Origin of the sequence: Glutamicibacter protophormiae (genome assembly GCF_016894325.1) — a bacterium.
Lineage (GTDB): Bacteria > Actinomycetota > Actinomycetes > Actinomycetales > Micrococcaceae > Glutamicibacter > Glutamicibacter protophormiae.
The window spans coordinates 488,443-513,534 of record NZ_CP069806.1 but is presented as its reverse complement, the minus strand read 5'-3'; the positions used below and the strand labels follow the sequence as shown (position 1 = coordinate 513,534).

Annotated in this window: 29 protein-coding genes and 2 tRNA genes; 9 read left to right on the top strand and 22 right to left on the bottom strand. The window is 63.5% G+C overall.

The window, feature by feature from the left end:
• Positions 1–133 precede the first annotated feature (133 nt).
• From JQN66_RS02515 to JQN66_RS02470, 10 genes are all read right to left on the bottom strand, one after another.
• Positions 134–592 carry a hypothetical protein gene (locus JQN66_RS02515; RefSeq protein WP_204676520.1) on the bottom strand — a complete coding sequence of 153 codons (459 nt, stop codon included), beginning with the start codon at positions 590–592 and terminating at the stop codon, positions 134–136.
• Positions 585–806, bottom strand: a complete 222-nt coding sequence (locus JQN66_RS02510; protein WP_204676519.1) for a hypothetical protein — start codon at positions 804–806, stop codon at positions 585–587. The genes JQN66_RS02515 and JQN66_RS02510 overlap by 8 nt, the downstream gene beginning before the upstream one ends.
• Positions 803–1,102, bottom strand: coding sequence for a hypothetical protein (locus JQN66_RS02505; RefSeq protein ID WP_204676518.1), 300 nt, complete (start codon positions 1,100–1,102; stop codon positions 803–805). The genes JQN66_RS02510 and JQN66_RS02505 overlap by 4 nt, the downstream gene beginning before the upstream one ends.
• A gap of 90 nt (positions 1,103–1,192) precedes the next feature.
• Positions 1,193–1,375, bottom strand: a complete 183-nt coding sequence (locus JQN66_RS02500; RefSeq protein WP_204676517.1) for a hypothetical protein — start codon at positions 1,373–1,375, stop codon at positions 1,193–1,195.
• A gap of 182 nt (positions 1,376–1,557) precedes the next feature.
• Positions 1,558–1,899 (bottom strand): ead/Ea22-like family protein, encoded by a 342-nt coding sequence (locus tag JQN66_RS02495; RefSeq protein ID WP_204676516.1) that lies wholly within the window; start codon positions 1,897–1,899, stop codon positions 1,558–1,560.
• Between the two features lie 120 nt (positions 1,900–2,019).
• Positions 2,020–2,298, bottom strand: coding sequence for a hypothetical protein (locus JQN66_RS02490; RefSeq protein WP_204676515.1), 279 nt, complete (start codon positions 2,296–2,298; stop codon positions 2,020–2,022).
• Positions 2,298–3,128 (bottom strand): phage antirepressor, encoded by an 831-nt coding sequence (locus tag JQN66_RS02485; protein ID WP_204676514.1) that lies wholly within the window; start codon positions 3,126–3,128, stop codon positions 2,298–2,300. Before JQN66_RS02485 ends, JQN66_RS02490 begins: the two co-directional genes overlap by 1 nt.
• 175 nt (positions 3,129–3,303) lie before the next feature.
• Entirely contained in the window at positions 3,304–3,501 is a 198-nt protein-coding gene (locus tag JQN66_RS02480; protein WP_204676513.1) for a hypothetical protein, read from the bottom strand.
• A 334-nt stretch (positions 3,502–3,835) separates the two neighbouring features.
• On the bottom strand, positions 3,836–4,072 hold the full coding sequence (locus JQN66_RS02475) for a MerR family transcriptional regulator (protein ID WP_204676512.1): 237 nt from the start codon (positions 4,070–4,072) through the stop codon (positions 3,836–3,838).
• The gene (locus JQN66_RS02470) at positions 4,069–4,311 is read right to left on the bottom strand and encodes a helix-turn-helix domain-containing protein (RefSeq protein ID WP_204676511.1); all 243 of its coding nucleotides are present in this window, start codon (positions 4,309–4,311) and stop codon (positions 4,069–4,071) included. The genes JQN66_RS02475 and JQN66_RS02470 overlap by 4 nt, the downstream gene beginning before the upstream one ends.
• A 109-nt stretch (positions 4,312–4,420) precedes the next feature.
• On the opposite strand from JQN66_RS02470, the gene JQN66_RS18695 reads away from it, so the two are divergent.
• The gene (locus tag JQN66_RS18695; RefSeq protein WP_204676510.1) at positions 4,421–4,678 is read left to right on the top strand and encodes a helix-turn-helix domain-containing protein; all 258 of its coding nucleotides are present in this window, start codon (positions 4,421–4,423) and stop codon (positions 4,676–4,678) included.
• On the opposite strand, the gene JQN66_RS02460 is transcribed toward JQN66_RS18695, so the two are convergent.
• The 4 genes from JQN66_RS02460 to JQN66_RS02445 all read right to left on the bottom strand — a co-directional run bounded on the left by JQN66_RS02460 (position 4,607) and on the right by JQN66_RS02445 (position 8,901).
• Positions 4,607–4,774 (bottom strand): hypothetical protein, encoded by a 168-nt coding sequence (locus JQN66_RS02460; protein ID WP_204677693.1) that lies wholly within the window; start codon positions 4,772–4,774, stop codon positions 4,607–4,609. The two genes, JQN66_RS18695 and JQN66_RS02460, sit on opposite strands and share 72 nt — an antisense overlap.
• 765 nt (positions 4,775–5,539) lie before the next feature.
• Complete coding sequence (locus tag JQN66_RS02455) at positions 5,540–5,698, bottom strand: hypothetical protein (protein WP_188949497.1); 159 nt, start codon at positions 5,696–5,698, stop codon at positions 5,540–5,542.
• A 122-nt stretch (positions 5,699–5,820) separates the two neighbouring features.
• A complete protein-coding gene (locus JQN66_RS02450) occupies positions 5,821–6,750 on the bottom strand; it encodes a hypothetical protein (RefSeq protein ID WP_204676509.1) in 930 nt (309 codons plus the stop codon).
• A 30-nt stretch (positions 6,751–6,780) separates the two neighbouring features.
• Positions 6,781–8,901: a RecQ family ATP-dependent DNA helicase gene (locus JQN66_RS02445; RefSeq protein WP_204676508.1), complete on the bottom strand. Its 2,121-nt coding sequence runs from the start codon at positions 8,899–8,901 to the stop codon at positions 6,781–6,783.
• Positions 8,902–9,047: 146 nt separating this feature from the next.
• Here JQN66_RS02445 and JQN66_RS02440 point away from each other — a divergent pair, with 146 nt between their 5' ends.
• From JQN66_RS02440 to JQN66_RS02425, 4 genes are all read left to right on the top strand, one after another.
• Positions 9,048–10,481, top strand: a complete 1,434-nt coding sequence (locus tag JQN66_RS02440) for a phosphomannomutase/phosphoglucomutase (protein ID WP_420870951.1) — start codon at positions 9,048–9,050, stop codon at positions 10,479–10,481.
• 9 nt (positions 10,482–10,490) lie between these two features.
• Positions 10,491–10,961: a hypothetical protein gene (locus tag JQN66_RS02435; RefSeq protein WP_188949505.1), complete on the top strand. Its 471-nt coding sequence runs from the start codon at positions 10,491–10,493 to the stop codon at positions 10,959–10,961.
• A 113-nt stretch (positions 10,962–11,074) separates the two neighbouring features.
• Positions 11,075–11,527, top strand: coding sequence for an RrF2 family transcriptional regulator (locus JQN66_RS02430; protein ID WP_188949506.1), 453 nt, complete (start codon positions 11,075–11,077; stop codon positions 11,525–11,527).
• A gap of 153 nt (positions 11,528–11,680) precedes the next feature.
• Entirely contained in the window at positions 11,681–12,856 is a 1,176-nt protein-coding gene (locus JQN66_RS02425) for a globin domain-containing protein (protein ID WP_204676506.1), read from the top strand.
• Between the two features lie 80 nt (positions 12,857–12,936).
• Here JQN66_RS02425 and JQN66_RS02420 read toward each other — a convergent pair whose 3' ends face one another.
• Both JQN66_RS02420 and JQN66_RS02415 read right to left on the bottom strand, forming a co-directional pair.
• Complete coding sequence (locus tag JQN66_RS02420) at positions 12,937–14,049, bottom strand: alpha/beta fold hydrolase (RefSeq protein ID WP_204676505.1); 1,113 nt, start codon at positions 14,047–14,049, stop codon at positions 12,937–12,939.
• Entirely contained in the window at positions 14,046–14,573 is a 528-nt protein-coding gene (locus JQN66_RS02415; protein ID WP_188949513.1) for a PadR family transcriptional regulator, read from the bottom strand. Before JQN66_RS02415 ends, JQN66_RS02420 begins: the two co-directional genes overlap by 4 nt.
• Before the next feature lie 146 nt (positions 14,574–14,719).
• Between JQN66_RS02415 and JQN66_RS02410 the strand changes: the two genes are divergently transcribed.
• Positions 14,720–15,922 (top strand): multidrug effflux MFS transporter, encoded by a 1,203-nt coding sequence (locus JQN66_RS02410; protein WP_204676504.1) that lies wholly within the window; start codon positions 14,720–14,722, stop codon positions 15,920–15,922.
• 88 nt (positions 15,923–16,010) lie between these two features.
• Here JQN66_RS02410 and JQN66_RS02405 read toward each other — a convergent pair whose 3' ends face one another.
• A complete protein-coding gene (locus JQN66_RS02405; RefSeq protein WP_204676503.1) occupies positions 16,011–17,843 on the bottom strand; it encodes a phosphoenolpyruvate carboxykinase (GTP) in 1,833 nt (610 codons plus the stop codon).
• 318 nt (positions 17,844–18,161) lie between these two features.
• Here JQN66_RS02405 and JQN66_RS02400 point away from each other — a divergent pair.
• The 3 genes from JQN66_RS02400 (at position 18,162) to JQN66_RS02390 (ending at position 19,044) form a co-directional block, all read left to right on the top strand.
• Positions 18,162–18,238, top strand: a tRNA-Arg gene (locus JQN66_RS02400).
• A gap of 54 nt (positions 18,239–18,292) precedes the next feature.
• Positions 18,293–18,877, top strand: coding sequence for a GNAT family N-acetyltransferase (locus JQN66_RS02395; protein WP_239464113.1), 585 nt, complete (start codon positions 18,293–18,295; stop codon positions 18,875–18,877).
• Positions 18,878–18,967: 90 nt separating this feature from the next.
• Positions 18,968–19,044, top strand: a tRNA-Arg gene (locus JQN66_RS02390).
• 81 nt (positions 19,045–19,125) lie between these two features.
• Here the strand turns inward: JQN66_RS02390 and JQN66_RS02385 are convergent.
• From JQN66_RS02385 to JQN66_RS02365, 5 genes are all read right to left on the bottom strand, one after another.
• On the bottom strand, positions 19,126–20,139 hold the full coding sequence (locus JQN66_RS02385) for a LacI family DNA-binding transcriptional regulator (RefSeq protein ID WP_204676502.1): 1,014 nt from the start codon (positions 20,137–20,139) through the stop codon (positions 19,126–19,128).
• An 88-nt stretch (positions 20,140–20,227) separates the two neighbouring features.
• Positions 20,228–21,646 (bottom strand): GH1 family beta-glucosidase, encoded by a 1,419-nt coding sequence (locus tag JQN66_RS02380; protein WP_204676501.1) that lies wholly within the window; start codon positions 21,644–21,646, stop codon positions 20,228–20,230.
• Positions 21,646–22,527 carry a carbohydrate ABC transporter permease gene (locus JQN66_RS02375; RefSeq protein WP_204676500.1) on the bottom strand — a complete coding sequence of 294 codons (882 nt, stop codon included), beginning with the start codon at positions 22,525–22,527 and terminating at the stop codon, positions 21,646–21,648. The genes JQN66_RS02380 and JQN66_RS02375 overlap by 1 nt, the downstream gene beginning before the upstream one ends.
• Complete coding sequence (locus JQN66_RS02370) at positions 22,520–23,650, bottom strand: carbohydrate ABC transporter permease (RefSeq protein WP_204676499.1); 1,131 nt, start codon at positions 23,648–23,650, stop codon at positions 22,520–22,522. Before JQN66_RS02370 ends, JQN66_RS02375 begins: the two co-directional genes overlap by 8 nt.
• A gap of 63 nt (positions 23,651–23,713) precedes the next feature.
• Positions 23,714–25,045, bottom strand: coding sequence for an ABC transporter substrate-binding protein (locus JQN66_RS02365; RefSeq protein WP_239464112.1), 1,332 nt, complete (start codon positions 25,043–25,045; stop codon positions 23,714–23,716).
• Positions 25,046–25,092 lie beyond the last annotated feature (47 nt).

The window sequence follows — 25,092 nt, the reverse complement described above, 5'->3', positions numbered from 1 at the left end:
TCGCACCTGTGTTCGGTTTGTTCTTCCCGTACTGGTGCTTCAAACGACCATTCGCGGCCTACCCAACCACACGGGCAGGACGCTTGGAACACAGGCAATTTAGGGCGTTCAAAGGATCTGGTCTTATGGGTGGTCATGGCTTCACCTCCGGGCGGTACAGCACACGGGCTGGGAGGGAGACTTCGGTTTCGTTGAGAAATTCTGTTGTGCTCCACCACTCAGGTTCTTGGCCGGGAAGTGCGATCCTCTCGAAAACAAGATCTTTGCTGTCTCGGATAACTGTCTCGTGAGGCAACTGGTCGAGTTCTTCCACGCTGTTCACTTCCGGCTGGGCGACGGCGACGCGTTCTGCGATACGTGCGTCCACCCATGCGCGGTGCGAGTAACCCTGATCCGGGATAGCTTGGAACGCCTGCCACTCCGCATCGGTAAGCTTCTGAGCTACCGGCTGGGCGACGGCGAAGTACCCCTCAAGCACGCGAGTAGTGACCTTGTGCGCCCATTCGGTTGCGCGTTCGTCAGTGTCAGTCTCGGCCATGAGCGTGTCCATAGCGTGCAGTACGCCGTCCGGGTTTAGTGGGGTATCAGGCATTGGGGGTCTCCTTAGTTCGTCTGCATTCTGATGCTTCAACTGCTCGGCTCTCGATCAGGCCGCCTTCAACTTCATCGACGTAATCAGCAATGTCATCGAGAGCCGTCCGATACCCCTTGGCGAACTCGTTTCCCTCATAGTCGAGGCTCAGGCGATCGATGGAGGTTTTCAGGCCGTCGATGTAACCGGCGATGACCGGATGCAGTTCACTCACTTCTCTGCCCTCATTCCCAGTCCCTCGGAAAGCTGTCGTGCGGCTTCGGCGTAGTCCACTCCGGGGATCGCGCTGTTGTCGGGGGTGTTGAACAGCGTTGCGAGGGTGGCCAGGCGCTGCTCGTACGCGAGCGCCAAAGTGGCGGGCGTGAGGCTCCGGTAATCCGCCTTTTCAGCACGTTCCGCAAACGGGTTGCCAGGAAGGTTACTCATTGTTATCTCTTTCGATGTGTAGTCTTTTTGCGATTGCCATATGTGTGCTGCTGGTATGGCGTAGGTCAGCGTCAGACGAAGCATGGGCGGCTTCCAAAGCGCTGGTTAGCCTCCGGGGGTCTTGCACTGGCGGAAGTATCTGCGCGCCCGTAGCTGTCTCAATAAGCCGTGTCATCACGCGTCTCCGTTCTTGGTGGTGCGGGCGTGATGGTCGGCGTAACGGATGGCTTCGGTGTGGGTGGGGAATACTCTGCCGAACACTGAGTAGCCGTCTTTGTCGACCAGATATGCAAGAGCTTTCGGCACGCCGGGTTGGCTCCAATTGATGCAGGCGACTTTCCATCGGTACTCACCCATGCTGGCCACCTCCGAGCGCGTCGTCAGCCAACCGGCGGGTTCTGCATGGCCACTGGCCGTCCTGCTCCCAGTCGCACCGCCAGCAACCAACAGCCTCAGCGCCCTCATAAACCGGCCTGTGCAGTTCTTGGATCGCCTCTAGCTGGTCGATAATGAAAGGCAACCGCTTCAATTCCTCGAACTCAGCCACGCCCATCACCATCCAGGGCGCGGAGGATGTCCTTCATGACTTCATGCAGGACTTCTTCCGGGATGGATGGGCGATACTCGGCTGCCACCTCCCGCACTCTTGCGACGGCCTGTTCAGCCTGTTCGAGGCGGGACAGGAGGGCCAGCACGGTCGGCGGGTCAAACGTGGCAATGAACTCGGCGTCGGGCTTGTCGAACGTCTCGCGCATCCCTCCGGTTAGCTCGTAGTCGTTCTCGTCGTGCACTTCATAACCGATCCCTCGGTCGTACACGTGCCACGGACCGGGCCTGACGCCGGGTGCTTCGGCGGTCTTGCGTAGTTCGTTTAGTTCCATCAGATTTTCCCTACTGTGAGCATGAGTAAAGCCCCGACCACATTGATCAGGGCTACGAAACCGCCAGCACAAACAACACCGACAACAACAACACAAACGTTGTCACGGAAAGACATCGGCTCATCCAAGGCCATCACGCTCCGAAACCACCCGAAGCGCACTAACCGGACGACCATCGTAGTAATCACGCATCTCCACCAAAGCCGCCCGCAACGTCTCACCAGTCACGTCATCCGGATGCAACCCATGAGCATGCAAATCAAACTTCAAATGCATCAACTCAAGGTCAGTCTTCACAAGCTCACTGAAAGCCTGCGAACGACTCTTGAGCTCGTTCTGATCGTCATACTTGTCAACGACCTTCTGGCAAACTTTCTCAAGCCAACTAGGGACACGCATTAGGACGCCTTTCGTTCGTTGTAACGGGTTTCAAGCGGAATGATCGAGTCAGCAAACGACCCATACTGAGTAGCCAGACGGTTGACCAGCTTCGTCACAGCACCAGCACCCGGCGCAGTAACCTTCAACGTGTGCATGACCTCGCCACCAAAACGGGGCACGTCATGGTTCAGGACAGCTTGGAAGTAGTGCTTCTTGTCCGCCATCGCCGAATACCTGGTGACCGGCACCAGCTTCTCTTTAGTGTTCGACCAGCGCGACTTAGTCTGCGAGTAGATCCAACCGCAATAAATCAGCGCATCCCGCAGATCACGCTCACCAACACCAAGGTCAGAAGCCAGCGTGCGGAACGTAATCAGATCTTCGTCAGCAACGAACGTGTCCACGTAATCCGCCTTAGGCTGGATTGCTTCAAGCTTGGAACTCAGTGCCAGCTTCTCGTTCTCTGCTTCCAGCACCATCCGGGCAAGATCCGAACGAGTCAGCTCAGCAGGCTTAGCCACACCATAAGAGCCCGTCTTGCGAATAGCCGGCAACACTTCACGAGTCACCCAACGCTTGAACTTCTTAGCGCCCTCAACACGCGACCCGAGAACCGCGACGTAAAGGCCAGGTTCGGTAATAACCGTCATCTGCTGTTCACCGGAGGGGGTACTCACTGAGCGAGTACCCTTGTCGTCGTCATCCAAACGTCGGGCCATGTTTGACGCGTCGCGGTATCCGAGGATCTTCGCGATGTCCGAAGCGACGAACCATGGCTCATCGTCAATCAGGATCGTGCGAACCTCCGCGCCGTCAAACTCAAACGGCTGTACACTGTTGTTATTCATTTGATTACCTTTCGGGGTAAACGGAAGGCCACTAGCTGCGAACTAGTGGCCTTTTCTTATTTGTTCTGTAGTTCTGGGGTGTCGCCGTCAACAGGCCACTCAGCAGGAAGCAGGCCCCCAAGCACTGCTTCCAACTGGTCAGCCTGAATATCAATGACACGCATCTCCAACGGATTCACGCCGACCACCCTTCGCCATGAAACGGCACCGACCGGTACCATTCCTCAAACTCATCAATACGGCGCTTGAACTGCTCCCCAGACCTGACCCGCTGGATAAGGTTCATCAGCTCGTCGTGATGAATCATCACGTACTCACTGGACGCATCGCCCATATCGCGTTCCAACTGATCAATATCAACGTGCTTACTCATGCTGCTGCTCCTAGTCGTCGGGTTACTGATGCGTGGTGGTCGCACTCGGCAGGGTTGGTTAGGTGGCGTACCGCTGTATCGCCGGTAGGGTCGGCGTAAACAATCGTGCGGAAAAGTTCCAGCACCTCAGCCTCAGACGGCTCGTACGTGAAAGCCTGGAACCTCTTGTAGGCGACCTTCCCTAGCTTCTTATAAGCGCTGCGGGGAAGCTCTGGGACAGCTTCACGAGCCTTGTTCTCCATGAAAGCCAAACTGATTTTGGGCATGACAATTAGTCCTTACTCCAAGGGACGAACCCAAGGGGAAGTAATACAAAGGGTGGTGTGATGCCTGATTAGGCGATTTTGCGGAGTGCTTCCGCGATGCGGTTCTTGTCGAACCTGTCGCCCCGGTTGCCGAGGACTATCTGGCGGATTTCTTCCTGCTGCTCCGGGGAGAACCTGTATCGGTTCCCTACTTTGCCGGCTGGCCAGGTTCCGTCTGCTGCTCGTCGCTGTACTGTGATCGGTTTGATGTTGTACTCTGCGGCGAGGTCTTCAGTTGTTGCGTAGGATGCGGTGCGTCGTGTCATGCCGCGTCCTTGTGAGCGTTCTTGCTCTTGAACTCCTTTGGTAGGAGTTCTGCTGGGTGGATGTTGAGTGCGATTGCGATGCGGGCGATTTCGTAGGCCGTGAAGTCTACGCCGCCTCCGTTCATCTTGCGGGTGAACGTGTTGCGGGCGATGCCTGATGCGAGCGCAGTGCTGGATCGGGTTGCTCCGTCTGTGCGGTTGATTGCGTTGGCAATCTTTTCTGCGATTTCGTTGTTCATGGTTATGACTGTACACGTCCATTTGGACGCACGCAAGCCCATTTGGACATAAATTGAAAAAGCACCAATCTGGACGCGCTCACGTCCAAATTGGTGCTATAGTGTCCATATGGACATAAATAACCCACTATCCCAGTCGATTGCCCAGCAGCTTCAAGACGTCACGGGCGGTCGAACTGGAATGCCAGTCAAAGAACTGGCAGAACGAACCGGAATCAAACTGGTTTCACTTAGCCGATACATCAACGGCAAGCGCGACATCCCGGCTCCGCTCTTCGCACTAATCTGCAAGGAACTAAATCTGGATCCTGGCGAAGTGCTTCGAAAGGCTATCGAAGAGTTCACCGGGGCAGAGTCCGGTAACTAGCGAAAGCGCTGCAACATCAGTTGCGGTTAGGCGGGAAAGCGTCATCGTGAAAACGGTGGCGCTTTTCTCGTTGGTCTGGTCGATGCTCTGAGGCACTACTGTTCCTAACTTAGTCGAAAATATGTTCGAATGAGAGGTTGCGACAAGCCTATAACGAGATGCCGACAGTTGGCCACCGCGTGACACGAAAACCTCCCCCCATTGGGGGGATGCCTAGCATTTCAGAGTGTTTCCAAGTGCTGTTTAGTGCTGTTCTTGAAACCGGGTCAACGCTTGAATATCCGCATGATTCCGGGCTAGAATCGGATTCCGAGCCGATTTTGGGGTGGGGTTCAAATCCCCCCGTGTCCGCCGAAAACCCCCTAGGTGACTAGGGGGTTTTACTTTTAACTAGCTTCTGCCCGAAGGCCCTGGCCCGGCTTCGGAGGCGCGGCGCCTCGGCGCATCCAGGGCATTCTCCGACTTAAATGGTTAAGCCCCGCGGAATCCTTGAGAATCCCGCGGGGCCTACACGGTGAACACCCGGTCCCCCAACCAAGTGCTCCAGCAACCAGAAGCATCCCCATAATGTCCAGTCAACCGCTTAACGCACTTCTGAGATTACCGTTCATTTCGCGCCGAGGCAAGGAATATCGACCAAATCGCTAAAACTAGGTAGTTCCCAAAGGCAAACTAGGTAGTGCCGGGTCTCGTACGCTGGGTAGGTGCATTTAAAGCTTATTTGCTTGAAGAAATCAGCTGCTCGGAACGCTTCAGGGGATTTGCCACACGGCGGTTTCACAACCTCGCCGGCCTGCGGCGCACCACCGCCAACTACGCGAAAACCCCGGGCTGAAACCCGGGGTTTTGGCGAAGCACCAGCTATTTGAGATTGCGTTCAACGTCGTGGGCGGTCTCCTTGACCTGGTCCTCGGCCTGCTTGAGCTTCTTGGCGGCTTCTGCATTGAGCAATTCATTGCGCAGTGCGTCGTCGCCGTTCGGCTCGCCCGGCTGGGAACCGTTCTCCTTCTCGTCTGACATGGTCGCTCCCCCTTCCACAACTCGTTGCAGAGAAATGTGGAATACAGACTAATGAGTCATGTCCGCCGGCACAATGGCGCGCCCCGGACGTTCATGGATCTCCCAGCAGTGCGAGGCTGGCGCTAGTCCTGGCGCTTGACGAAGGTGCGCAGCATGTTCTGCACGATATCTTCGGGCAGCGAGGTATGGCGGGCGATGATGTCCGTCATGCCCTGCAGGTCGTTGTCGGAGATCGCGTCGAACAGCGCTTCGCGTTCGGATTCAGGAAGATCAGCCGCGTCGAAGTGCACCGGTCCGTCGGGACCCTGGCCCTCAAAACGGAAGTCCGCCACATTGCCCTGGATGTTGTCTCCGGACATCGGCGAGGAAGCGATCATCCGTTCCAGGTCTTCCAGCGGAAGCCCCGTGTAGCCGTGCAGGACGCTTGCCGCGCCGGAGAAGTTCGAGTCGCGCAGCATGGAGAACAGCTGGTCGTATTCGTTGGGAGGCAGCTGCTCGCTGGAGAATTCCCGCTTCTCGCCGTCGACTTCGAACGCCATCTTGAAGTGGGTGGCGCTTGGCTCCGACTCGGAGCCGAACTGTTCATGCCATTCCTGCGGGATCACCCAGGAATCCTCGGAAGGCACGGGGCCAGCCACCGGCAGCACTTCGGCGTCCTTGGAATCCGCGGCCGGGGTTCCCTCGTCGATGGCGGTCTGCGCTTCAAGCTTTTCGCGCAGCGCCTGGATTTCTTCCTCGCTGACGGGAAGCTCCTTGGCAGGGGCGGTCTGCGGATACTTGTCGAGGCTGCGCACCGCGATAACGCAGTTCTTCACCGTGTCTCCGGTGACCGCACGGTAGTTCTGCACCGCGCCCATGACATCGCCCTTGGCAAGGTTGCGATAGATGGCGTTGCGCGAGGCATCGTCCAATTTCGCGTTGGCGGCCTGCGCGGCCTCACGCGTCACCGCCTGGGCAACTTCCGCGGAGTTCTTCTTGCGAAGCGACTGCAGTCCGAGGTAGCCCAGGCCAATCACGGCGATGACGACGATGAGCCAGATGAAAAAATCCATACATCCAGCGTACTTCGTTTAACTGAACATTTACCCAGCGATTCCCAAAGTGAAAGGCAAAACACCGGGAGCCCCGGCGATGCGCAAAGCCCTGCCGGCCATGGCCAGCGACCATCGCGAATCGGTCAGGTCGTCAACCAGCATGACCGGGCCCGGCGCATCGGCCAGCAGCGCTTCCAGCGGCTCCGGGATCTCAAAGGCATCGGCCACCGCCGCGACGCGGAAGGCCGAGTTCCCGCCCGGGCCGTTCTGCGGCGGCATCCCGCGATACTCCAGCTGGCCCAGGTACCTCAAGCGCCCCACGGAGGCCAGCTGCTGGGCGAGAGAGGTGACCAGCTGCGGGCGGGTTGAGGACGGCATGGCCACCACCCCCACCGGGCGCTGGTCCCAATTCCATTCCGACAGCACCTTGATGCAGGCCTCGAACATGGCCTTGTCGATCGGGTGGTCGGCGGGATCGGCGAAGAGCTGGCGCAGCCTGTTGCCCCAGCCCAGGTCGGTCAGTCGGGCCAGCGCCCGGCCGATCGAGACCTGCTCGTCCTCCGGGATCTTGCCCTTGAGCGTGTGACCCAGACGGTTCAGCCCCGACGGGTAGAGCTTGCGCGGCTCGATGCTCACCCCGGCGCGGCCCAGCGCGTTTTGCGCGTTGTCCTTGGATTCCTCGGGAATATGGTCGTCGTACCAGGCGCCGGCGCAGTTGTCGCAGCGTCCGCACGGCGCGGAGCGCGGATCGTCCAGGGACGTAGTCAGGAACTCCATGCGGCAGCCGCGGGTGTTCTCATAGTCGATCATGAGCCGCTGCTCGTGCACGCGGCTCGCGGCCACGCGCTTGTAGCGGTCCGCATCATAGGACCAGGGCAGGTCGGTGCGCATCCAGCCGCCGGCCACGCGTTCCACGGCGCCGTCCACGGCCAGCACCTTCAGCAGCAGTTCCAGCGGCGAGCGGCGCAGGTTCACCGCGCTTTCCAGCGCCGGCACGCTCATCGCGCCGTCGGCCTGGCCCAGCGCCTCCAGCACCGCGGTGGCGCGCACCTGGTCAGGCATGGAGCTGGTGGCGAAGTACTCCCAGATCTCCGCATCGTCGGCGCCCGGCAGCAGCAGCACGTCGGCGTTGATGCTGCCGCGGCCGGCGCGGCCGACCTGCTGGTAGTAGGCCACCGGCGAGCTGGGCGCGCCGATGTGGATGACGAACCCCAGGTCCGGCTTGTCGAATCCCATGCCCAGCGCGCTGGTGGCGATCAGGGCCTTGACCTCGTTGGCCTTCAAGGCCTGTTCCAGCCGCTCGCGCTCTTCCAGATCGGTGCGGCCGGTGTAGGCGGCCACCTGGTGGCCGGCTTCGCGCAGCATCCGGGCGATGTCCTCCGCCGCGGAGACCGTCAGCGTGTAGATGATGCCCGAACCGGTGAAGTCCTCGATGTGGCTCAGCAGCCAGGCCAGCTGCATGCGCGGCGAGGGCAGGCGCAGCACCCCCAGGCGCAGCGAGTCGCGGGCCAGCGTGCCGCGCAGGGTGAACACGTCGCCCGCTCCCCCGGCCAGCTGCTCGGCCACGTCCTCCACCACGCGGGAGTTGGCCGTCGCGGTGGTCGCCAGCACCGGCAGCCCGGCCGGCAGCCGGTTGATCAGGTCGCGGATGCGGCGGTAATCGGGGCGGAAGTCGTGCCCCCAGTCGGAGATGCAGTGCGCCTCGTCGATCACCAGCAGGCCCAGCCGGTTCAGCAGCATCGGCAGCTGCTGTTCGCGGAAGGAGGGGTTGTTCAGCCGTTCCGGGGAAACCAGCAGCACGTCGATCTCGTCGCGCTGCAGCTTGTCCAGGATTTCGCGCCACTCCAGCACATTCGCGGAGTTGATGGCCGCGGCGCGCACGCCGGCGCGTTCGGCGGCGGCCACCTGGTCGCGCATCAGCGCCAACAGCGGGGAGACGATCAGCGTCGGCCCGTAGCCCTGCTCGCGCAGCAGCAGCGAGGCGATGAAGTACACCGCGGACTTGCCCCAGCCGGTGCGCTGCACCACCAGGGCGCGGCGGCGCTGGGCGACCAGCGCGCTGATCGCTTCGAACTGGCCGTCGTGGAACTGCGCGTCCGGGTTGCGCACCAGGGCGCGCAGCTTGGCCGTGGCGGAGGTCAGCAGGTCCGAGTGCAGTGAGGCATCCATGGCACCAGTATTTCAGTTCCAACCCACGAATTGCCCGCACCGCACCCGCGCTGGGGATCCGCGGCCCGGCGCGCGCCTGGAATGTAAGGCATTTCCCATGGTCCACGGCGTCATCCACCGGCCCGCGCGCCGCTCCAGCCGGTAGGCTGAATCCTGTGAGTGAAGAAATTGACCTGAGCCAGAGCTTCAAGGCCTACGACGTGCGCGGCATCGTCGGACAGTCGCTGAACGCCGAAGCAGTGGAGGCCATCGGCGCGGCCTTCGTCGACATCCTGGGGTTGTCCGGGGACACCGTGCTGGTGGGCGGCGACATGCGCCCGTCCTCCGCGGAGTTCTCCGAGGCCTTCGCGCGCGGCGCGACCTACCGTGGAGCCAACGTGGTGATGCTGGGGCAGATCTCCACCGACGAACTCTACTTCGCCTCCGGCCAGCTGGATGCCGCCGGCGTCGTCTTCACCGCGAGCCACAACCCGGCCCAGTACAACGGCATCAAGATGTCCAAGGCCGGCGCGCTGCCGATTTCCTCGGACACCGGGCTGTTCGAGATCCGCGACCTGGCCCAGCAGTACCTTGACGAGGGGCTGCCGGTCTCCGGGGACGCCCCGCAGGGCTCTGTCGCCCGCCGCGACGTGCTGGCCGACTACTCCGGCTACCTGCGCAGCCTGGTCGACCTGTCCGCCATCCGCCCGCTGAAGATCGTGGTGGACGCCGGCAACGGCATGGGCGGGCTGACCACCCCGGCGGTGCTCGGCGACGCGGTGCTTCCGGGCCTGCCGCTGGACATCGTGCCGCTGTACTTCGAGCTGGACGGCACCTTCCCGAACCACCCGGCCAACCCGCTGGAGCCGGAGAACCTCAGGGACCTGCAGGCCGCGGTGCTGGAGCACGGAGCGGACCTGGGCCTGGCCTTCGACGGGGACGCGGACCGCTGCTTCGTCATCGACGAGCGCGGCCTGCCGCTGTCCCCCTCGGCGATCACCGCGCTGGTGGCCGTGAGGGAGATCGCCCGCGTGCAGGCGGCCGGCGAGGCAAGCCCGGTGGTCATCCACAACCTGATCACCTCCAAGGCCGTGCCTGAGTTCGTCACCCGCGCCGGCGGCACCCCGGTGATGACCCGCGTGGGGCACTCCTTCATCAAGGCGGAGATGGCCACCCAGGGCGCGGCCTTCGGCGGCGAGCACTCCGCGCACTACTACTTCCGCGACTTCTACAATGCCGACACCGGCATGCTGGCCGCCATGCACGTGCTGGCCGCGCTGGGCGGGCAGGAGCTGCCGCTCTCCGAGCTGGGCGCCGAGTACGAGCCCTACGTCGCCACCGGGGAGATCAACTCCGAAGTCCAGGACAAGGCCGGGGCGACCGCCCGGGTCGTGGCCCACTTCGAGGGCCAGCCCGTCGAGATCTTCACCATGGACGGCACCACCATCGCGGCCGCCGACGGCAGCTGGTGGATCAACCTGCGCCCGTCGAACACCGAACCGTACCTGCGCTTCAACGGCGAGGGTGCGAGCGCAGAAGTCATCGAACCGATCCGCGACGCCGTACTGGCGATCGTGCGCCAAGAACAGCCAACCGACTAGGGGAAAGCCATGAACTTCGAATCACTGGACGAGGGCGTCAAGGACGCGCTGAACAAGGTGCTGAGCACCGCGCTGGGCGTGGCCCGCGAGCAGCTGGAAGAGCAGGGCGTTTTCCTGCCCTTCGCCATCGGCCTGGAGCCGCAGGACGGTTCCGACGAGGGCGAGCTGCGCCTGATTGCCGTCCCGCCGACCGACGACCCCGAGGACCCGGACGCCGACATCGACACCGAGGCCATGGCCGCGGATCTGGTTCAGGTGCTCAGCCAGCAGGGAGCCCACTTCGAGGCCATCGCCATCGCCTCCGACGTGCTGCTCCAGGAGAACGACCAGGACGCCATCCACGTGGTCGCCGAGCACAAGGCCGGCGCCGCGCTGGCCATCGTGCAGCCCTACGTGATGCCGGCCGAGCCGGGCGGCGAGTGGACCTTCGAGGATCCCGCCGCCGAAGCGGCGGAGGCCGTCTGGTCCAACGCCCGCTAGCACGCGCCCGCGACGGGAGGCGCCTGCCGCGACAACTTCCACGCCTTCCGGCCACCCAGCACAGTGAGCTACACCGCTGACCGGCCGGAGGGCGTCGTCGTAGACTGGAGAACATGAAACTCAGCGCCTTTGCCGATGTCTGCCTGCGGACCGTCATGGTGCTGGGCGCGCCCGGAGCGGGCCAGCTGACCAGCCGAGAGATCGCGGACCTGGTTGCGGTGCCCTATAACCACGTCACCAAGGCGGTCCTGGAATTGCGCACCCTGGGCGTGCTGGACGTCGTGCGCGGCCGCAACGGCGGCGCCTCGATTACCCAGACCGGGCTGCAGACCTCGGTCGGCACCCTGCTGCGCACGCTGGACAAGCGCGAAGACGTCGTTGACTGCACCGACCACGACGCGAGCGGCAACTGCCCGCTGGCCGGCGGCTGCCGCCTGCGCGGCGCCCTGCGCGCGGCCCGCGAGGCCTTCTACGCGGCCCTTGATCCGCTGACCGTGCAGGAGATCTGCGAGACCTCGCCGGCCATCACCTTGCTGCCCTTCCCCACTGTGCGACGCAGCGCGTAATTTTTCCTCGCCGCAAAAATACCAGTCAAACCCTGCTTTTCCGGATGTGGCGCAGCTCAACTTGCAATTCGTTTCTACGTCGCGTAGAACTTAAAGCATAAATCTTGCATTTCAAATGCAAGATAAACCAGACGCTCTCCGAGGAGATACACCATGCTGTCCACCCAGTCCCGCCCGGTCATTGAAGCAACGCTGCCGATCATCGCAGAACGAATTTCGAGCATCACCCCGAAGTTCTACCAGCGCATGTTCGCCGCCCGACCGGAGCTGCTGGATGGCATGTTCTCCCGCTCGAACCAGAAGAACGGAACCCAGCAGCAGGCGCTGGCCGGTTCCATCGCCGTTTTCGCCACCTACCTGGTGAACAACCCGGAAACCACCCCGGAGACCATGCTGGCCCGCATCGCCCACAAGCACACCTCGCTGGGCGTCGTCGAGGAGCAGTACGGAATCGTCTATGAGCACCTGTTCGCAGCCATCGCCGAAGACCTGGGCGACGCGCTGACCCCGGAAATCGCCGACGCCTGGACCGAGGTGTACTGGCTGATGGCCCAGGCCCTGATCAAGATCGAAAAGGGCCTCTACGCCCAGCAGGCCAATGCCACCATCTACAGCAACTGGAAGCTCGTCGAGCGCACCGAGACCGGCGCGGATTCGGTCAGCTTCAGCTTCGAACCAGCCGATGACACCGCCGCCACCGTCGCCAAGCCGGGGCAGTTCGTCTCCATGCGCATGCCGATGACCGACGGCATCCGCCAGGTCCGCCAGTTCACCCTGAGCAACGACGTCCAGTCCACCACGCGCCGCACCGTCACCGTGAAGCTGGACATGGACGGCGAGTTCACCCCGGTGCTGCACAACTCGCTGAAGGTCGGGGACGTCGTGGAGCTGTCCAACCCGTACGGCGACCTGGTCATCGACACCGAGGGCTCCCCGCTGGTCATCGCCACCGCCGGCATCGGCTGCACCCCGAGCGCCGCGGCCCTGCAGACCCTGGCCGCCGCGGGCTCCACCCGCGAGATCACCGTGCTGCACGCCGACCAGGAATTCGCTTCCTGGCCGCTGCGCGAGCAGATGCTCGAATCGCTGGGCCAGCTGCCCAACGCCAAGATCAGCACCTGGTTCGAGCGCGGCGAGCTGCCCGAGGGGCTGGACGCCAAGGCCGGCTACATGGACCTCACCGAGGCGCTGACCGCCGACAGCCAGGTCTACCTCTGCGGCCCGCTGCCTTTCATGCACGCGGTGCGCTCGCAGGCGCTGGCCGCCGGTGTTCCGGCCGAGCGCATCCACTACGAGGTCTTCGGACCGGACGTATGGCTCGCAGCCTAAGGCGCGAAGCCCACTAAGACCGGAACAGCCCGGACTGGCCATATGGGGGTCCAGTCCGGGCTGTTCTGTTTGCCGGAAAACTAGTCGGCGGCGGGGCCGTCGGAGTCGGTGGGCCGCTTGGCCACCGGGGGCTTCTTGGACAGCGCGTGCTTCAGGTCGAGCTTTCTCGGGTCCAGCTTGCGCGGATCCAGCCGCTCCGCGAAGCCCTTGGCCTTGGCTTCCGCACCGGGCTTTCCGGCCTCGGCTACCGTTTCCGGAACCGCATCGGCGGCGGTATCTTCGGCATCCTGCGGGTCGATTTCCTCCAGGGTGGAGGTGCGCTTGAACGAGGCACCGCGCAGCTTGGGCTCCACCGGCTCGCGCAGCACCTGGTGCAGCTGCTGTCCGGTGATCCAGCGGCGCAGCACCGAGTTGAACAGCAGCGGATTTTCGATGTTCCACTGGTGGTGCATGCCGGGCACGACGCGGATGGCCGCCTGCGGCAGGGCCTCGCCAATGGCCGGGAAGGAACGCTGGACGAACTTCGGCTCACTGGCGCCGGCCAGCAGCAGGACCGGACCGGAATATGCGGACAGGTCCGCCGGCAGCCCTCCGGTGTCAAGATCACCCATGACCGCACGCATGTTCTCCGGCTTGAGCTTGACTCCGTGCTCGGCGAACAACTCGCGTTCATTGTCCACCATGCCGTAGGCCCCGGCCTGGAACTTCCAGTACCACTCGCTGCCGATCAGCTTGAGCTGCATACGCTGCACCGCCTTCGCCGCGGTTCCCGGCGGCGCGACGGACACACCGGTGACGAACACCGAATCAACCAGTTCCGGGTGCCGCGCGGCCACGTGCAGGGCAATGACTCCGCCCAGGGACATGCCCACCAAGTGCACGCCGCCTTCGGACACCTCGTCCGCGATCAGCGCGGCGACATCGTCCGCCGCGGAGTTCAGGCCTTCCCATTTTTCCTCGAACCGGGCGCCGAAGGAGGGAAGGTGCAGGGTGAGGATGTTGAAGTCGCTGAAGGCCAGCACCTGGGGATCCCAGCTCCAGTTGCCCACGTTGCCCCCGTGAAGGAAAACCAGGGTCTGCACGGGGCCGCTGTCCTCGGGCTTGCGGCGCGCGGGATGCATCTCGGGATAATCGGTCGCATCCCGCGCCGGCTTGGGCGTCTGGTTCTTTCCCTGGTCGTTGGCAGAGGTCATGGCAAATGCTCCAATACTGCGTCTAGCCATTCCAGCTCGGCGGCCTGTTGTCTGATTGCATGGTCCAAGGTCGCGGCCATGAGGAAGCTGCGGCGGTCCGCGGCGGCACGCATATCAATCCCCTCGCGCTGGGAAAGGTAGTCGTCCAGCACGTACTGGGTAGCCTGTCGGCGTTCGATCAGCAGCTGCTCGATGCCATCCCGCTCCAGCTCCGCGGCGAAGAAGACCTGCCCCATGAACGGGTCGCGCTCCGGGGACCGGGCGGCCCCGCTGGAAAGCCACTGGTTCAGCACTTCCCTGCCGGCCTCGGTGATGTGGTGTTCCTGCCGGTCCGGGTAGTTCGATTGCGGGACGGTGCGCACCGTGGCGTACCCCTGGTCCACCAGCTGGGCCAAGGTGCGGTAAATCTGCGCCTTGTCTGCATTCCAGAAGTGGTTAATAGAGGAATCAAAGTGCTTCTTGAGCTCGTAGCCGGTCATCGGCGACAAGCACAGCAGCCCGAGAATCAATCGTGCCAAAACCATGACTTCATCTTTTCACAGTTAGTTGATTTTGCACCCACCTGCGCGGGCGTGTGAAAACTGTTCTCCGATTGTGACCTTGGGCCATTCGTCCCGCGCTGCGCAGTCATCTTTGCCGGTTCATCTGCAACGATCCCTAGAATTGGCACATGCCCAACGCCCCTGAACGCTCTCGGCTGACGCCGCCGCTTTTCGCCCTGCTGATCCTGCTCGGAACCACCGGCCCGCTGGCCACCGACATGTACCTGCCGTCATTCCCGGCGATGACCCGGGAATTCGCCACCTCGGCCTCCGGTATCCAGCTCACGCTGACGGCGTTCTTGATGGGCATCGCCTTCGGCCAGATCTTCTGGGGCCCGCTCTCGGACCGGTTGGGCCGGGCCAAGCCGCTGCGCTGGGGCACCGCGCTGTTTGTCATCGCTTCCATTGTCGCCGCCGTGGCGCCGACGCTGACGACCCTGACGATCGCCCGCGCCCTGCAGGGGCTGGGCGGCGCGGCCGGCCTGGTGATTTCCAAGGCCATTGTCGCGGACACCACCCGGGGCATGCAGACCGCCCGAATTTTCTCGCTGCTGATGACCTTCGGCGGAGTGGCACCGGCCGTGGCCCCGTTGATCGGCTCGGTACTCGGCGAGTTCGGAGGCTTCCGCACGGTGCTGTGGTTCATCTCCCTGATCGCCTTGCTGATGGCGGCGGGGTCCTTCGGCATCTATCGGGAAACCCACCCGCAGCCCCAGCGTTCGACAGGAAACTTCCTGGCGCCTCTGCGCATCGCCCTGTCCAAGCCGCGCTTCGTGGGCTACATGGTCCAGTTCGCCTTCGCCTTCGGAGCCATGATGGCCTATGTCTCGGCCTCCCCGTTCCTCTACCAAAACGTCATGGGGCTCAGTCCGCAGGGATACGCCCTGTGCTTCGGCATCAATTCACTCGGCTTGATCACCGCCGGCCTGGTCTCTGCCCGGCTCGCCACCCGCGTCCCGCTGCGCCGCACCATCAGCATCGCGCTGGGCGTCCTGCTCGTGTCCAGCTGCGCCATGGCTGTCATGGCACAGCTCGGGGTGCGCAGCCTGGCTCTGGCCGCGGTCATCTTCATCATGGTGACCTCGGTGGGCTTCACCATGGGAAACACCACCGGGCTTGCCGTGGCCGAAGTCCGCGAAGTTTCCGGGTCCGGCTCCGCGTTGCTGGGCTGCGCGCAGTTCTTCATCGGCGCGGTGGCCACCCCGCTGGTGGGCTTGAGCGGCGAGGACTCCCCCGTTGCCTTCTCGATCACCGCGCTTGTCTCTGCCACGGTGGCAGTTGGCGCCCTGGTCTACACCGCGGACCGCTTCCACCAGCCGAAATTGGGCTAGCGACCCCGGCGGGCGCAAAAAATCCCCGGCAACCCGTTCTCCGCCCCGAAGGGCAGATGGCGGGCAGCCGGGGATTTTCTTGTCATACCTAGGCGTTCAGGCGGGCCTTCAGGCCATCAAGCTCGGCGCGCAGCGAAGCCGGCAGAGCCTCTCCGAACTTGGCGTACCACTCTTCGATGCTCTCGACCTCGGTCAGCCATTCGTCGGTGTTCACCTCAACGGCGGTTTCCACGTCGGCCGGGGTGAAGCCTTCCAGGCCGGTCAGGTCAAGGGCTTCGCCGGTCGGCACGTAGCCGATGGCGGTTTCCTTGGCGTCTGCGGTGCCTTCGATGCGCTCGACGGCCCACTTCAGGACACGCGAGTTGTCGCCGAAGCCAGGCCAGGCGAAGCCGCCCTCGGGGGTGCGACGGAACCAGTTGACCAGGAAGATCTTCGGCATCTGCTCAGGGTTGAGCTTGCCCGAGATCTGGTCCCAGTGGTTGAGGTAATCGCCGGCGTTGTAGCCGATGAAAGGCAGCATGGCCATCGGGTCGCGGCGGACCTGACCCACGGCGCCTGCCGCTGCCGCGGTGGTCTCGGAGGACAGGGTCGAACCCATGAAGATGCCGTTGGTCCAGCTGCGGGCCTCGGTCACCAGCGGGATGGTGGTCTTGCGGCGGCCGCCGAACAGGATCGCATCGATCTTCACGCCGTTAGGCGAGTAGTAGTCCTGCGACAGCATGTCGACCTGGTCGATCGGGGTGCAGAAGCGGGAGTTCGGGTGAGCGGCCTTGGTGCCGGACTCCGGAGTCCAGTCGTTGCCCAGCCAGTCGACCAGGTGCGCAGGAGCCTCGTCGGTCATGCCTTCCCACCACACGCCGCCTTCGTCGGTCAGCGCGACGTTCGTGAAGATGGAATTGCCCTTGGTGATGGCGCGCATGGCGTTCGGGTTGGTGGACCAGCCGGTGCCCGGTGCCACGCCGAACAGGCCGTACTCCGGGTTCACGCCACGCAGTTCGCCGTCCTTGCCGATGCGCATCCAGTTGATGTCATCGCCCAGGGTCTCGGTCTTCCAGCCGTCGATGGTCGGATCCAGCAGCGCCAGGTTGGTCTTGCCACAGGCCGACGGGAAGGCTGCCGCGATGTGGTACGACTTGTTCTGCGGGCTGGTCAGCTTCAGGATGAGCATGTGCTCGGCAAGCCAGCCCTCGTCGCGGGCCATGGCCGACGCGATGCGCAGCGAGTAGCACTTCTTGCCCAGCAGGGCGTTTCCGCCGTAGCCGGAGCCGTAGGACATGATGGCGCGCTCTTCAGGGAAGTGCACGATCCACTTGTCTTCGTTGCACGGCCAGGCGACGTCTTCCTGTCCCGGCTCAAGCGGAGCGCCGATCGAGTGCAGCGCTGGAACGAAGAAAGCGTTCTCTGCTTCCATCTTGCGCAGTACTTCATTGCCGATCTTGGCCATGATGCGCATCGAGGTGACAACGTAGGCGGAGTCGGTGAGCTCTACACCGTAGGCTGGCTGCTCTGCATCCAACGGACCCATGACGAAAGGAATCACGTACATGGTGCGGCCGCGCATGGAGCCGTCGAACAGGCCGTTCAGACGCTCCTTCATAACCTTCGGGTCTTCCCAGTTGTTGGTGAAGCCCGCATCTTCTTCCTTTTCGGAGCAGATGAAGGTGCGCTCTTCTACGCGGGCAACGTCCTTTGGATCGGAGAATGCGGCGTAGGAGTTGGGGAAGTTCGGGTCGGTCAGCTTGACCAGGGTGCCGGCTTCAACGAGCTCGGCGCACAGGCGGTCGTTCTCTTCAGCTGATCCGTCAACCCAATAAACACGATCCGGCTTCGTCAGTGCGGCAACTTCCTCGACCCAAGCCGCCAGCTTCACATGCGAAGTGGGCGCTGCGTCGATTACGTTCTGATCCGAGCTCGTGCTCATTATCGATTCCCTCCATTGGGCTGAACTAGCGATAAAACAAGGCTAGGGGGTGGCACTTCCCGAAACCCTGTGACTCAAACCTCACGACTCGAGGTGGACTAAACTGAAATAGTTGAGATCCCCGGAATTCCGGGGGTTTGCCAATTCAACACCCCGCGTTAATGTGACGAAGGTCACGTAGACCGGTACCCTTTTGGTTTCTTCATAAAACCATTCATCTGCCATTTCCCAGGGATTCGAATTCTCGATTTGTACGCACGTGCAACCACCTGTATAGTTATTCGAGGTTCGCCACGGCGGATCACAACAAATGAATATGCGCCCATAGCTCAGCTGGATAGAGCGTCTGTCTACGGAACAGAAGGTCAGGGGTTCGAATCCCTTTGGGCGCACCATACTGAAATTCCCACTCGAATGAGTGGGAATTTTTTTCTTTCCCGAGGAGTGTCGTGCACTTTCCAGTGACTTCAGGCAACGGTGCAGCATTGCGCCTGCTCCAAGCTGGCGATGCCGGGGAAATGGCCGCCGCCTACCTGCGCAACCGGGCCCACCTGGCCCCCTGGGAGCCCGAGCGCCCGGAAGAATTTTTCACTCCGGCCGGACAGCGGCGGGGCCTGGACATCCAACTCGACAGCCTTGCGGCGGCGCTGGCCTACCCGGCGGCGCTCTTTGCGGAGGGCCGCATCATCGGACGCTTCACCCTCTCCGGGGTTGTCCGCGGGCCATTCCAAAGCGCAAGCCTCGGATACTGGATGGACGCAGCGCACCAAGGTCGGGGCCTGGCAACCTTTGCGGTGCACGCCATGTGCCAGATCGCCGGCTCGACCTTGGGCCTGCACCGCATCGAGGCCGGCACGCTGCTGCACAACCACGCATCGCAAGCGGTGCTGCGAAAATGCGGCTTCGAGCAGATCGGCATGGCGCCGCGCTACCTGAAGATCGCAGGCGAATGGCAAGACCACAACCTCTACCAGTGCCTCCTGGAAAACGAGTCCGGCCAGGAGGCCGCGGCACAAGAAGCCGAATCAATGTGACACCGGGCACTTTTGGGCTTTTCAATTTTTGCCGCCGTCGAATCTCGTGTATTGTTATTCAAGTCGTCAAGGCGACAAACAAGTAAATATGCGCCCATAGCTCAGCTGGATAGAGCGTCTGTCTACGGAACAGAAGGTCAGGGGTTCGAATCCCTTTGGGCGCACCAATAGATTCCCATTCGAAAGAATGGGAATTCTTTTTTAACCGGTACCCCGTATTCCCGCCGGAGCGGCAGGATATCCGACGGCTAATGCGATGCGCGCAGAATCAGCTCGGTGTCCATGATGCTCCACTCGGGCACGCTTTCGCCGTTGATCCGCTTGATCAGGATCTCGGCCATGATCGCTCCCTGGCGCTCCGGATGCTGGGCAATCGTGGTCAGCGGCGGGGTGGCATTGCGGGCGAAGGCGTCATCGTCCACCGTGGTCACGGAAACATCCTGCGGAACCCCGAGCCCTGCATCCGCCATCGCCTGCAACGCTCCGAAGGCCATCTGGGCACTGGCCACGAACACCCCGTCGAAGTCCGTGCCCGAATCGACCAGCTGCCGCATCAGGTCGCGTCCGCTGTCGGGAGTGAAATCGCCTTCCAGCACCGCCGCCGGTTCGAGCCCCGCCTCCGCCAGCGCTTGGGTGAACCCGGTCAGGCGATCGAGGCTCGCCCCCATGTCCTGCGGGCCGGCGATGGTGGCGATGCGCCGGCGGCCGCGTTCGATGATCACTTCGGTGGCCTGCTTCGCGGCGGAGATGTTGTCGATATCGACCACGTAGATTTCGCTCTGGTCGGTGCTCATGGTCCGGCCGCCGAACACCAGCGGGAGCTGCCCGCCGAGGTCCGCGTAGGAACGGTCGGCTGCGTGGTGCGACAGTACCAGCGCGCCGTCAACATTGCCGCCGCGCAGGTAGCGTGTGGTTTTCCCCGGATCGGATTCGGTGGACAGCAGCAGCGACAGCATGAACTCGGTATCCGCCAGATACTGCGCGGCGCCCTGGACCACCTTGGCGAAATAGGGATCGGCGAAGAACTTCGCGGTGTTCTCGGGAACCACCAGCGCGATGGCGTTGGTCCGGCCCTGCGCCAGCGAACGGGCCGCCCGGTTGGGCACGTAGTTCAGTTCGCGGATCGCCTGCTCGACCGCTCGCATCGCCTCGGGCTTGACCTTCTCCGAGCCGTTGACGACGCGGGAAACCGTGGCGCGGGAGACGCCGGCGCGTTCTGCGACGAGCTCCAGCGTCGGCTGCTGCTTGCGTGGTTCGGACATGCTTGTTCTCTTTACTCCAGGGGCTTCGACGATCCTAGGCGTTGGGCGGGCCGGGGCACGAATCGATGTCCGCGCCCCGGCCCGGGCGTCATGCCATTGTACGGTTGGCGGCGATCAGCCCGGCATAGGCCCGGCCGCTGTTCTTGATGGTGCGCTGCTGCGTCCGGTAGTCCACGTGGATGATGCCGAACCGCTTGTTGTAGCCCCAGGCCCATTCGAAGTTGTCCAGCAGGGACCAGAGGAAGTAGCCCCGTACGTCGACCCCGTCGGAGAGCGCCCCGGCCACCGCGTCCAGGTGGCTGAAAATATACTCCTCTCGTTCCGGGTCCTCCACCGTGCCCCGCGCGGTGACCGCGTCCTCGTAGGCCGCCCCGTTTTCCGTGATGTACAGCGGCGGCAGGTTCGGATAGTCGTCCCGCAGCCGGTTGAGCAGCACGCGCAGTCCCTGCGGATTCACTTCCCAGCCCATGGCCGTGCGCGGGAGGTTGCGGGTCGGAAAGGTGACGTACTCGCTGCCCACGAACGGGGAGGCTTTCGGCGAGTTCGTGGGAACCAGGGCCTGCGGTTCGCCGGCTGCCAGCGGATGCCCCGACACGTTGTCGTCGTGGTAGTGGTTGACCCCGAGGAAATCGATGGGCTGCGCGATCAGCGCCGCGTCGCCGTCCTGGATCACCGCATTCAGCCCGAGGTGCCCGACATCTTCCAGCAGGTCTGCCGGATAGCCCCCGCGCAGGATCGGGTCCAGGTACATGCGGTTCCACAGGGCGTCGATCCGGCGAGCGGCCTCCCGGTCCACCGGATCGGCGGGGTTGTCGGGCACCGCGTTGGTCAGGTTCAAGGTGATCCCCAGGTGCTCCGCTCCCAGGTCGCGCAGCCGCGCGGTGGCCAGCCCGTGGGCCAGGTGCTGGTGGTGCACCGCGGCCAGCGCCGCGGCCGGCTCCTGCCGGCCCGGGGCGTGCTCGCCTGCGGCGTAGCCGATCAGCGACGAGCACAAGGGCTCGTTGAAGGTGGTCCAGCGGGCGACCCGGTCCCCGAGCTTCGCATGGACCGCCTCGGCATAGTCCAGGAATCGGAAGGCGGTGTCGCGGTTGGCCCAGCCGCCGCGCTCTTCCAGGGCCTGCGGCAGGTCCCAGTGGTACAGCGTCAGCCACGGCAGGATGCCGTGTTCCAGCAGCTCATCGACCAGCCGCGAGTAGAAGTCCAGCCCCTGCGGGTTGACGCTCCGTCCTCCCGGCACGATCCGGGCCCAGCTGGTGGAGAACCGGTAGGAGTCCAGGTGCAGCTCGCGCATCAGGGCGACGTCTTCGCGGTAGCGGTGGTAGTGGTCCACGGCGGTTTCCAGGTCCTCCCCGCCGGCGATGGCCCCGGGGATGCGGGCGAAGGCATCCCAGATGGAATCCTCCTTTCCGTGGGAATGGGCGGCGCCCTCGATCTGTGCTGCCGCGGTGGCCGAACCCCAGATGAAGGTCTCGGGCCACGCGAACGAGTGGGATGGGTGTCGAGTCATTAGCCCTTTACAGCTCCTGCCATGATTCCGGAAACAAGTTGCCTGCCGGCCACGACGAACAGCACCAGCAGCGGGATGGTGGCCATCAGGGCCCCGGCCATCACGATGGTGTAGTCGACGTAGCGGGCGGATTGCAGCTGGCTCAACGCCACCTGCAGCGTGGGGTTCTGCGGGGCCACCAGCATGGGCCACAGGTAGTCGGTCCAGGCTGTCATGAAGGTGAACAGCGACAGGATCGCCATGGCCGGGCGGGCCGCGGGCACCCCCACATGCCAGAACGTGCCGATCATGCTGGCCCCGTCCACGCGGGCCGCCTCGATCAATTCGTCGGGAATGTTGTCCACCAGGTACTGGCGCATGAAGAAGACGCCGAACGCGGTGACGAGGGTAGGGATCATGATGGCGCCCAGGGATCCGGTCCAGCCGAATTCCTTCATCATCATGAACAGCGGGATGATGCCCAGCTGGGTGGGCACCGCCAGGGTCGCGATCACGAAGACCAGCAGGCCCTCGCGGCCGCGGAACCGGAGCTTGGCAAAGGCGTACCCGGCCAAGGTGGAGAAGGACACGACCGACAGCGTGATCACCGAGGACACCACCAGGCTGTTGCCCAGCGCCGCCCAGAAGTCGACGGTGTTGAACACCTCGGCTACGTTGTGCCAGAACTGGCCGCCGGGCAGCAGCGGGGGCCAGGCCGAGGCGAAAACCCCCGGGTCCGAGGACCCGATGACCAGCGAATACCACAGCGGGTAGGTGCTGCCCAGGAAGAAGGCGAGCAGGATGCCGTAGACCAGGAACCCGGGCCGGCGCTCGGTCGTGAAGCTTCGCTTACGCTTGCGCCGCGGCCGCGGCGGTGCCGCGGCAAGGGATGGGTTAGCCATGGTCTCTCCTCCGGGCTTCTGTCATGTCCTGTCCGCCAGCAGGCTTGCCAGGCCTCTTGGCGTTCCTGCCGTGGCGCATGGGCCGGCGGCCTGCGCGCTTCTCTCCGGAGGAGGCGATCTTCCCGGACAGCAGGAAGTTGGCGACGCCGATGAGGATGATGATCAGGAACAGCATCCAGGCCACGGCCGAGGCCCGGCCGAAGTCCCCGCGGTTGAACGCCAGGTCCCACAGGTACAGCACGGTTGTCTGGTATTGGCGGTCGGGTCCGCCCGGCACCGAGCTGCTGGCGTTGAACAGCTTGGGCTCGGTGAAAATCTGCAGGCCGCCGATGGTGGCCGTGATGATCACGAAGATCATGGTGGGCCGGATGCCGGGCAGGGTGATCGAGAAGAACCTGCGCAGCATACCCGCGCCGTCAATCGCGGCCGACTCGTGCAGCTCCCGGGGAACCGCCTGCATGGCGGCCAGCAGGATCAGCGCGTTGTATCCGGTCCAGCGCCAGTTCACCATCGCGGCGATGGCCAGATGGGACGGGAACACCGAGGTCTTCCAGGCCACGGGATCCAGGTTGACCAGCTGCAGCAGGTTGTTGATCAGGCCGTACTTCTCGTCGAAGGCATTGGAGAAGATCAGGGTGACCGCCACCGGGGTCACCACATAGGGCACCAGCACGCTCATCCGCCAGAAGGTCTTGGCGCGGAGGTTCTGGTCCAGCATCGCGGCGATGAATGTCGCGATGACCAGCTGCGGAATGGCCGACAGCAGGAAGATGCTGAACGTGTTGAACAGGGAGTTCCAGAACAGCGGCGAGGACAGCTCGGCGGCGTAGTTCTCCAGCCCCACCCAGTCCCCCGCCCCGCCCAGCAGATCCCAGTCGTTGATGGAGACCACGAAGGTGTAGACCAGCGGGAAGAGCCCGACGAGTCCGAAGAGGATGAAAAAGGGCGAGATGTAGAGGTACGGCGAGTACTTGTAGTCCAGCCGGCTGAACAAGTGGCGACGCCGCTGCGGCCCGGAGTGGCGCTCCTCTAGGAGCTTTTCCGGAGTCGGGCTCGCGGGGCGCGCCTTCCGCCGGAGGTGTCCGGTGCCGGAACCGGGAGGCTTGTTGGTCAAGGTGCTCATGAAAATGTTCTCTTCTTCCGCGGGGCCCGGGTCAGCGGACCCGGGCCCCGGCTGCATCGGCCGTTACTTGATGTCCAGGTTTTTCAGGGTCGACAGGGCGTCGTTCCACGCGCTCTGGCCATCGGTTCCGGAATCCAGCGCGATGGTTGCCGGGCCGAAGACCTGCTCCTGGATGACCGAGTCGTTCGGGCCCTTGAACTGCGCCTTGACTCCTTCGGCGCGGCTGGCCAGGATCGTCCCGATAGGCGCGTCGTTGAAGAACTTGGTCAGCTCGTTGGCGCCGGTCACCGCTTCGGACTGCTGGGCTTCGAGGCTGCTCGGGAAGGCGCCGGCCTCCTCGAATGCGGCGGCCTGGGATTCAGCGCTGGTCAACCACTGGGCGAGCTTGGCGGCCTCGGCCGGATGCTCCGAGGTCGTGGGCACGGTCAGGAAGGTCCCGCCCCAGTTCGCCGGGCCGCCGGGGAAGACGTCAGCGAAGTCCCAGCCGCTGGCCGCATCGCCGCCGGCGCCCTCGATCTGCCCCTTGACCACTCCGAGCATCCAGCCCGGACACGGCATGGTGGCGAAGGAACCGTCGATGAACGCCTGGCCCTTGCCCCAGTCCCACTGGGTCTGCCCGGAAGACAGCCCGTTGGAGGCCGCATCGGCCAGCAGGTCCCAGCGTTCGCGCAGCTGCGTATTGCCTTCGATGTTCAAGGTTCCGTCGGCCTTGTAATAGCCCTCGCCGAGCTGGTTGACCATGGAGTTCCACACGAATCCGGATTGATCGTAGAAGGCCTCGTCCGATGCCTTGACATAGTCCTTGCCGACATCGACGAACTTCTCCCAGGTGGCGTTGTCCCCTCCGAAGAGTTCGGCGACGGCGTCGCGCTCGCTGGGCAGGCCGGCCTTCTTATAGAGGTCTGCGCTGTAGCACAGGCCCATGGGGCCGATGTCCGTGCCGTAGCCGATGATTCGGCCTTCGTCATCGGTGGCCTGCTGGACCTTCCAGTCCACCCATTGGCTGGAGATCTCGCCCGCACCGTAGTCGCGCAGGTCGGCGAATGAATCGGAGACGGCCATGACCTGCCCGAGCCATCCCTCCTCGACCGCCTGCACGTCGGGCAGGCCGGCGCCGGCGGCCTGCTTGGTCTTCCAGTCGGTCAGTGCGTTGCCGCCGGTATCGATGTTGGTTGCCTGGATCTTGACGCCCGGGTTCTGGGATTCGTACTTCGCATACAGGGCATCAAGCCCCATGGTCCCGAAGGTGGTGACGGTCAGGGTGACCGGGTTGTCGGCGGATGCCGGCTGTTCGTCGGCGGCGCTGTTGCTGCCGCCGCAACCGGTGGCCAGCAGGGCCAGGCTTCCGGCGACGGCGGCCGCTTTGGCGATGCGGGATGTGCGAGAGATGTCCACGGTGACTCCGTTCAGAGTGCTGAGCTTGCGAGTGTACTTTCGAGCGT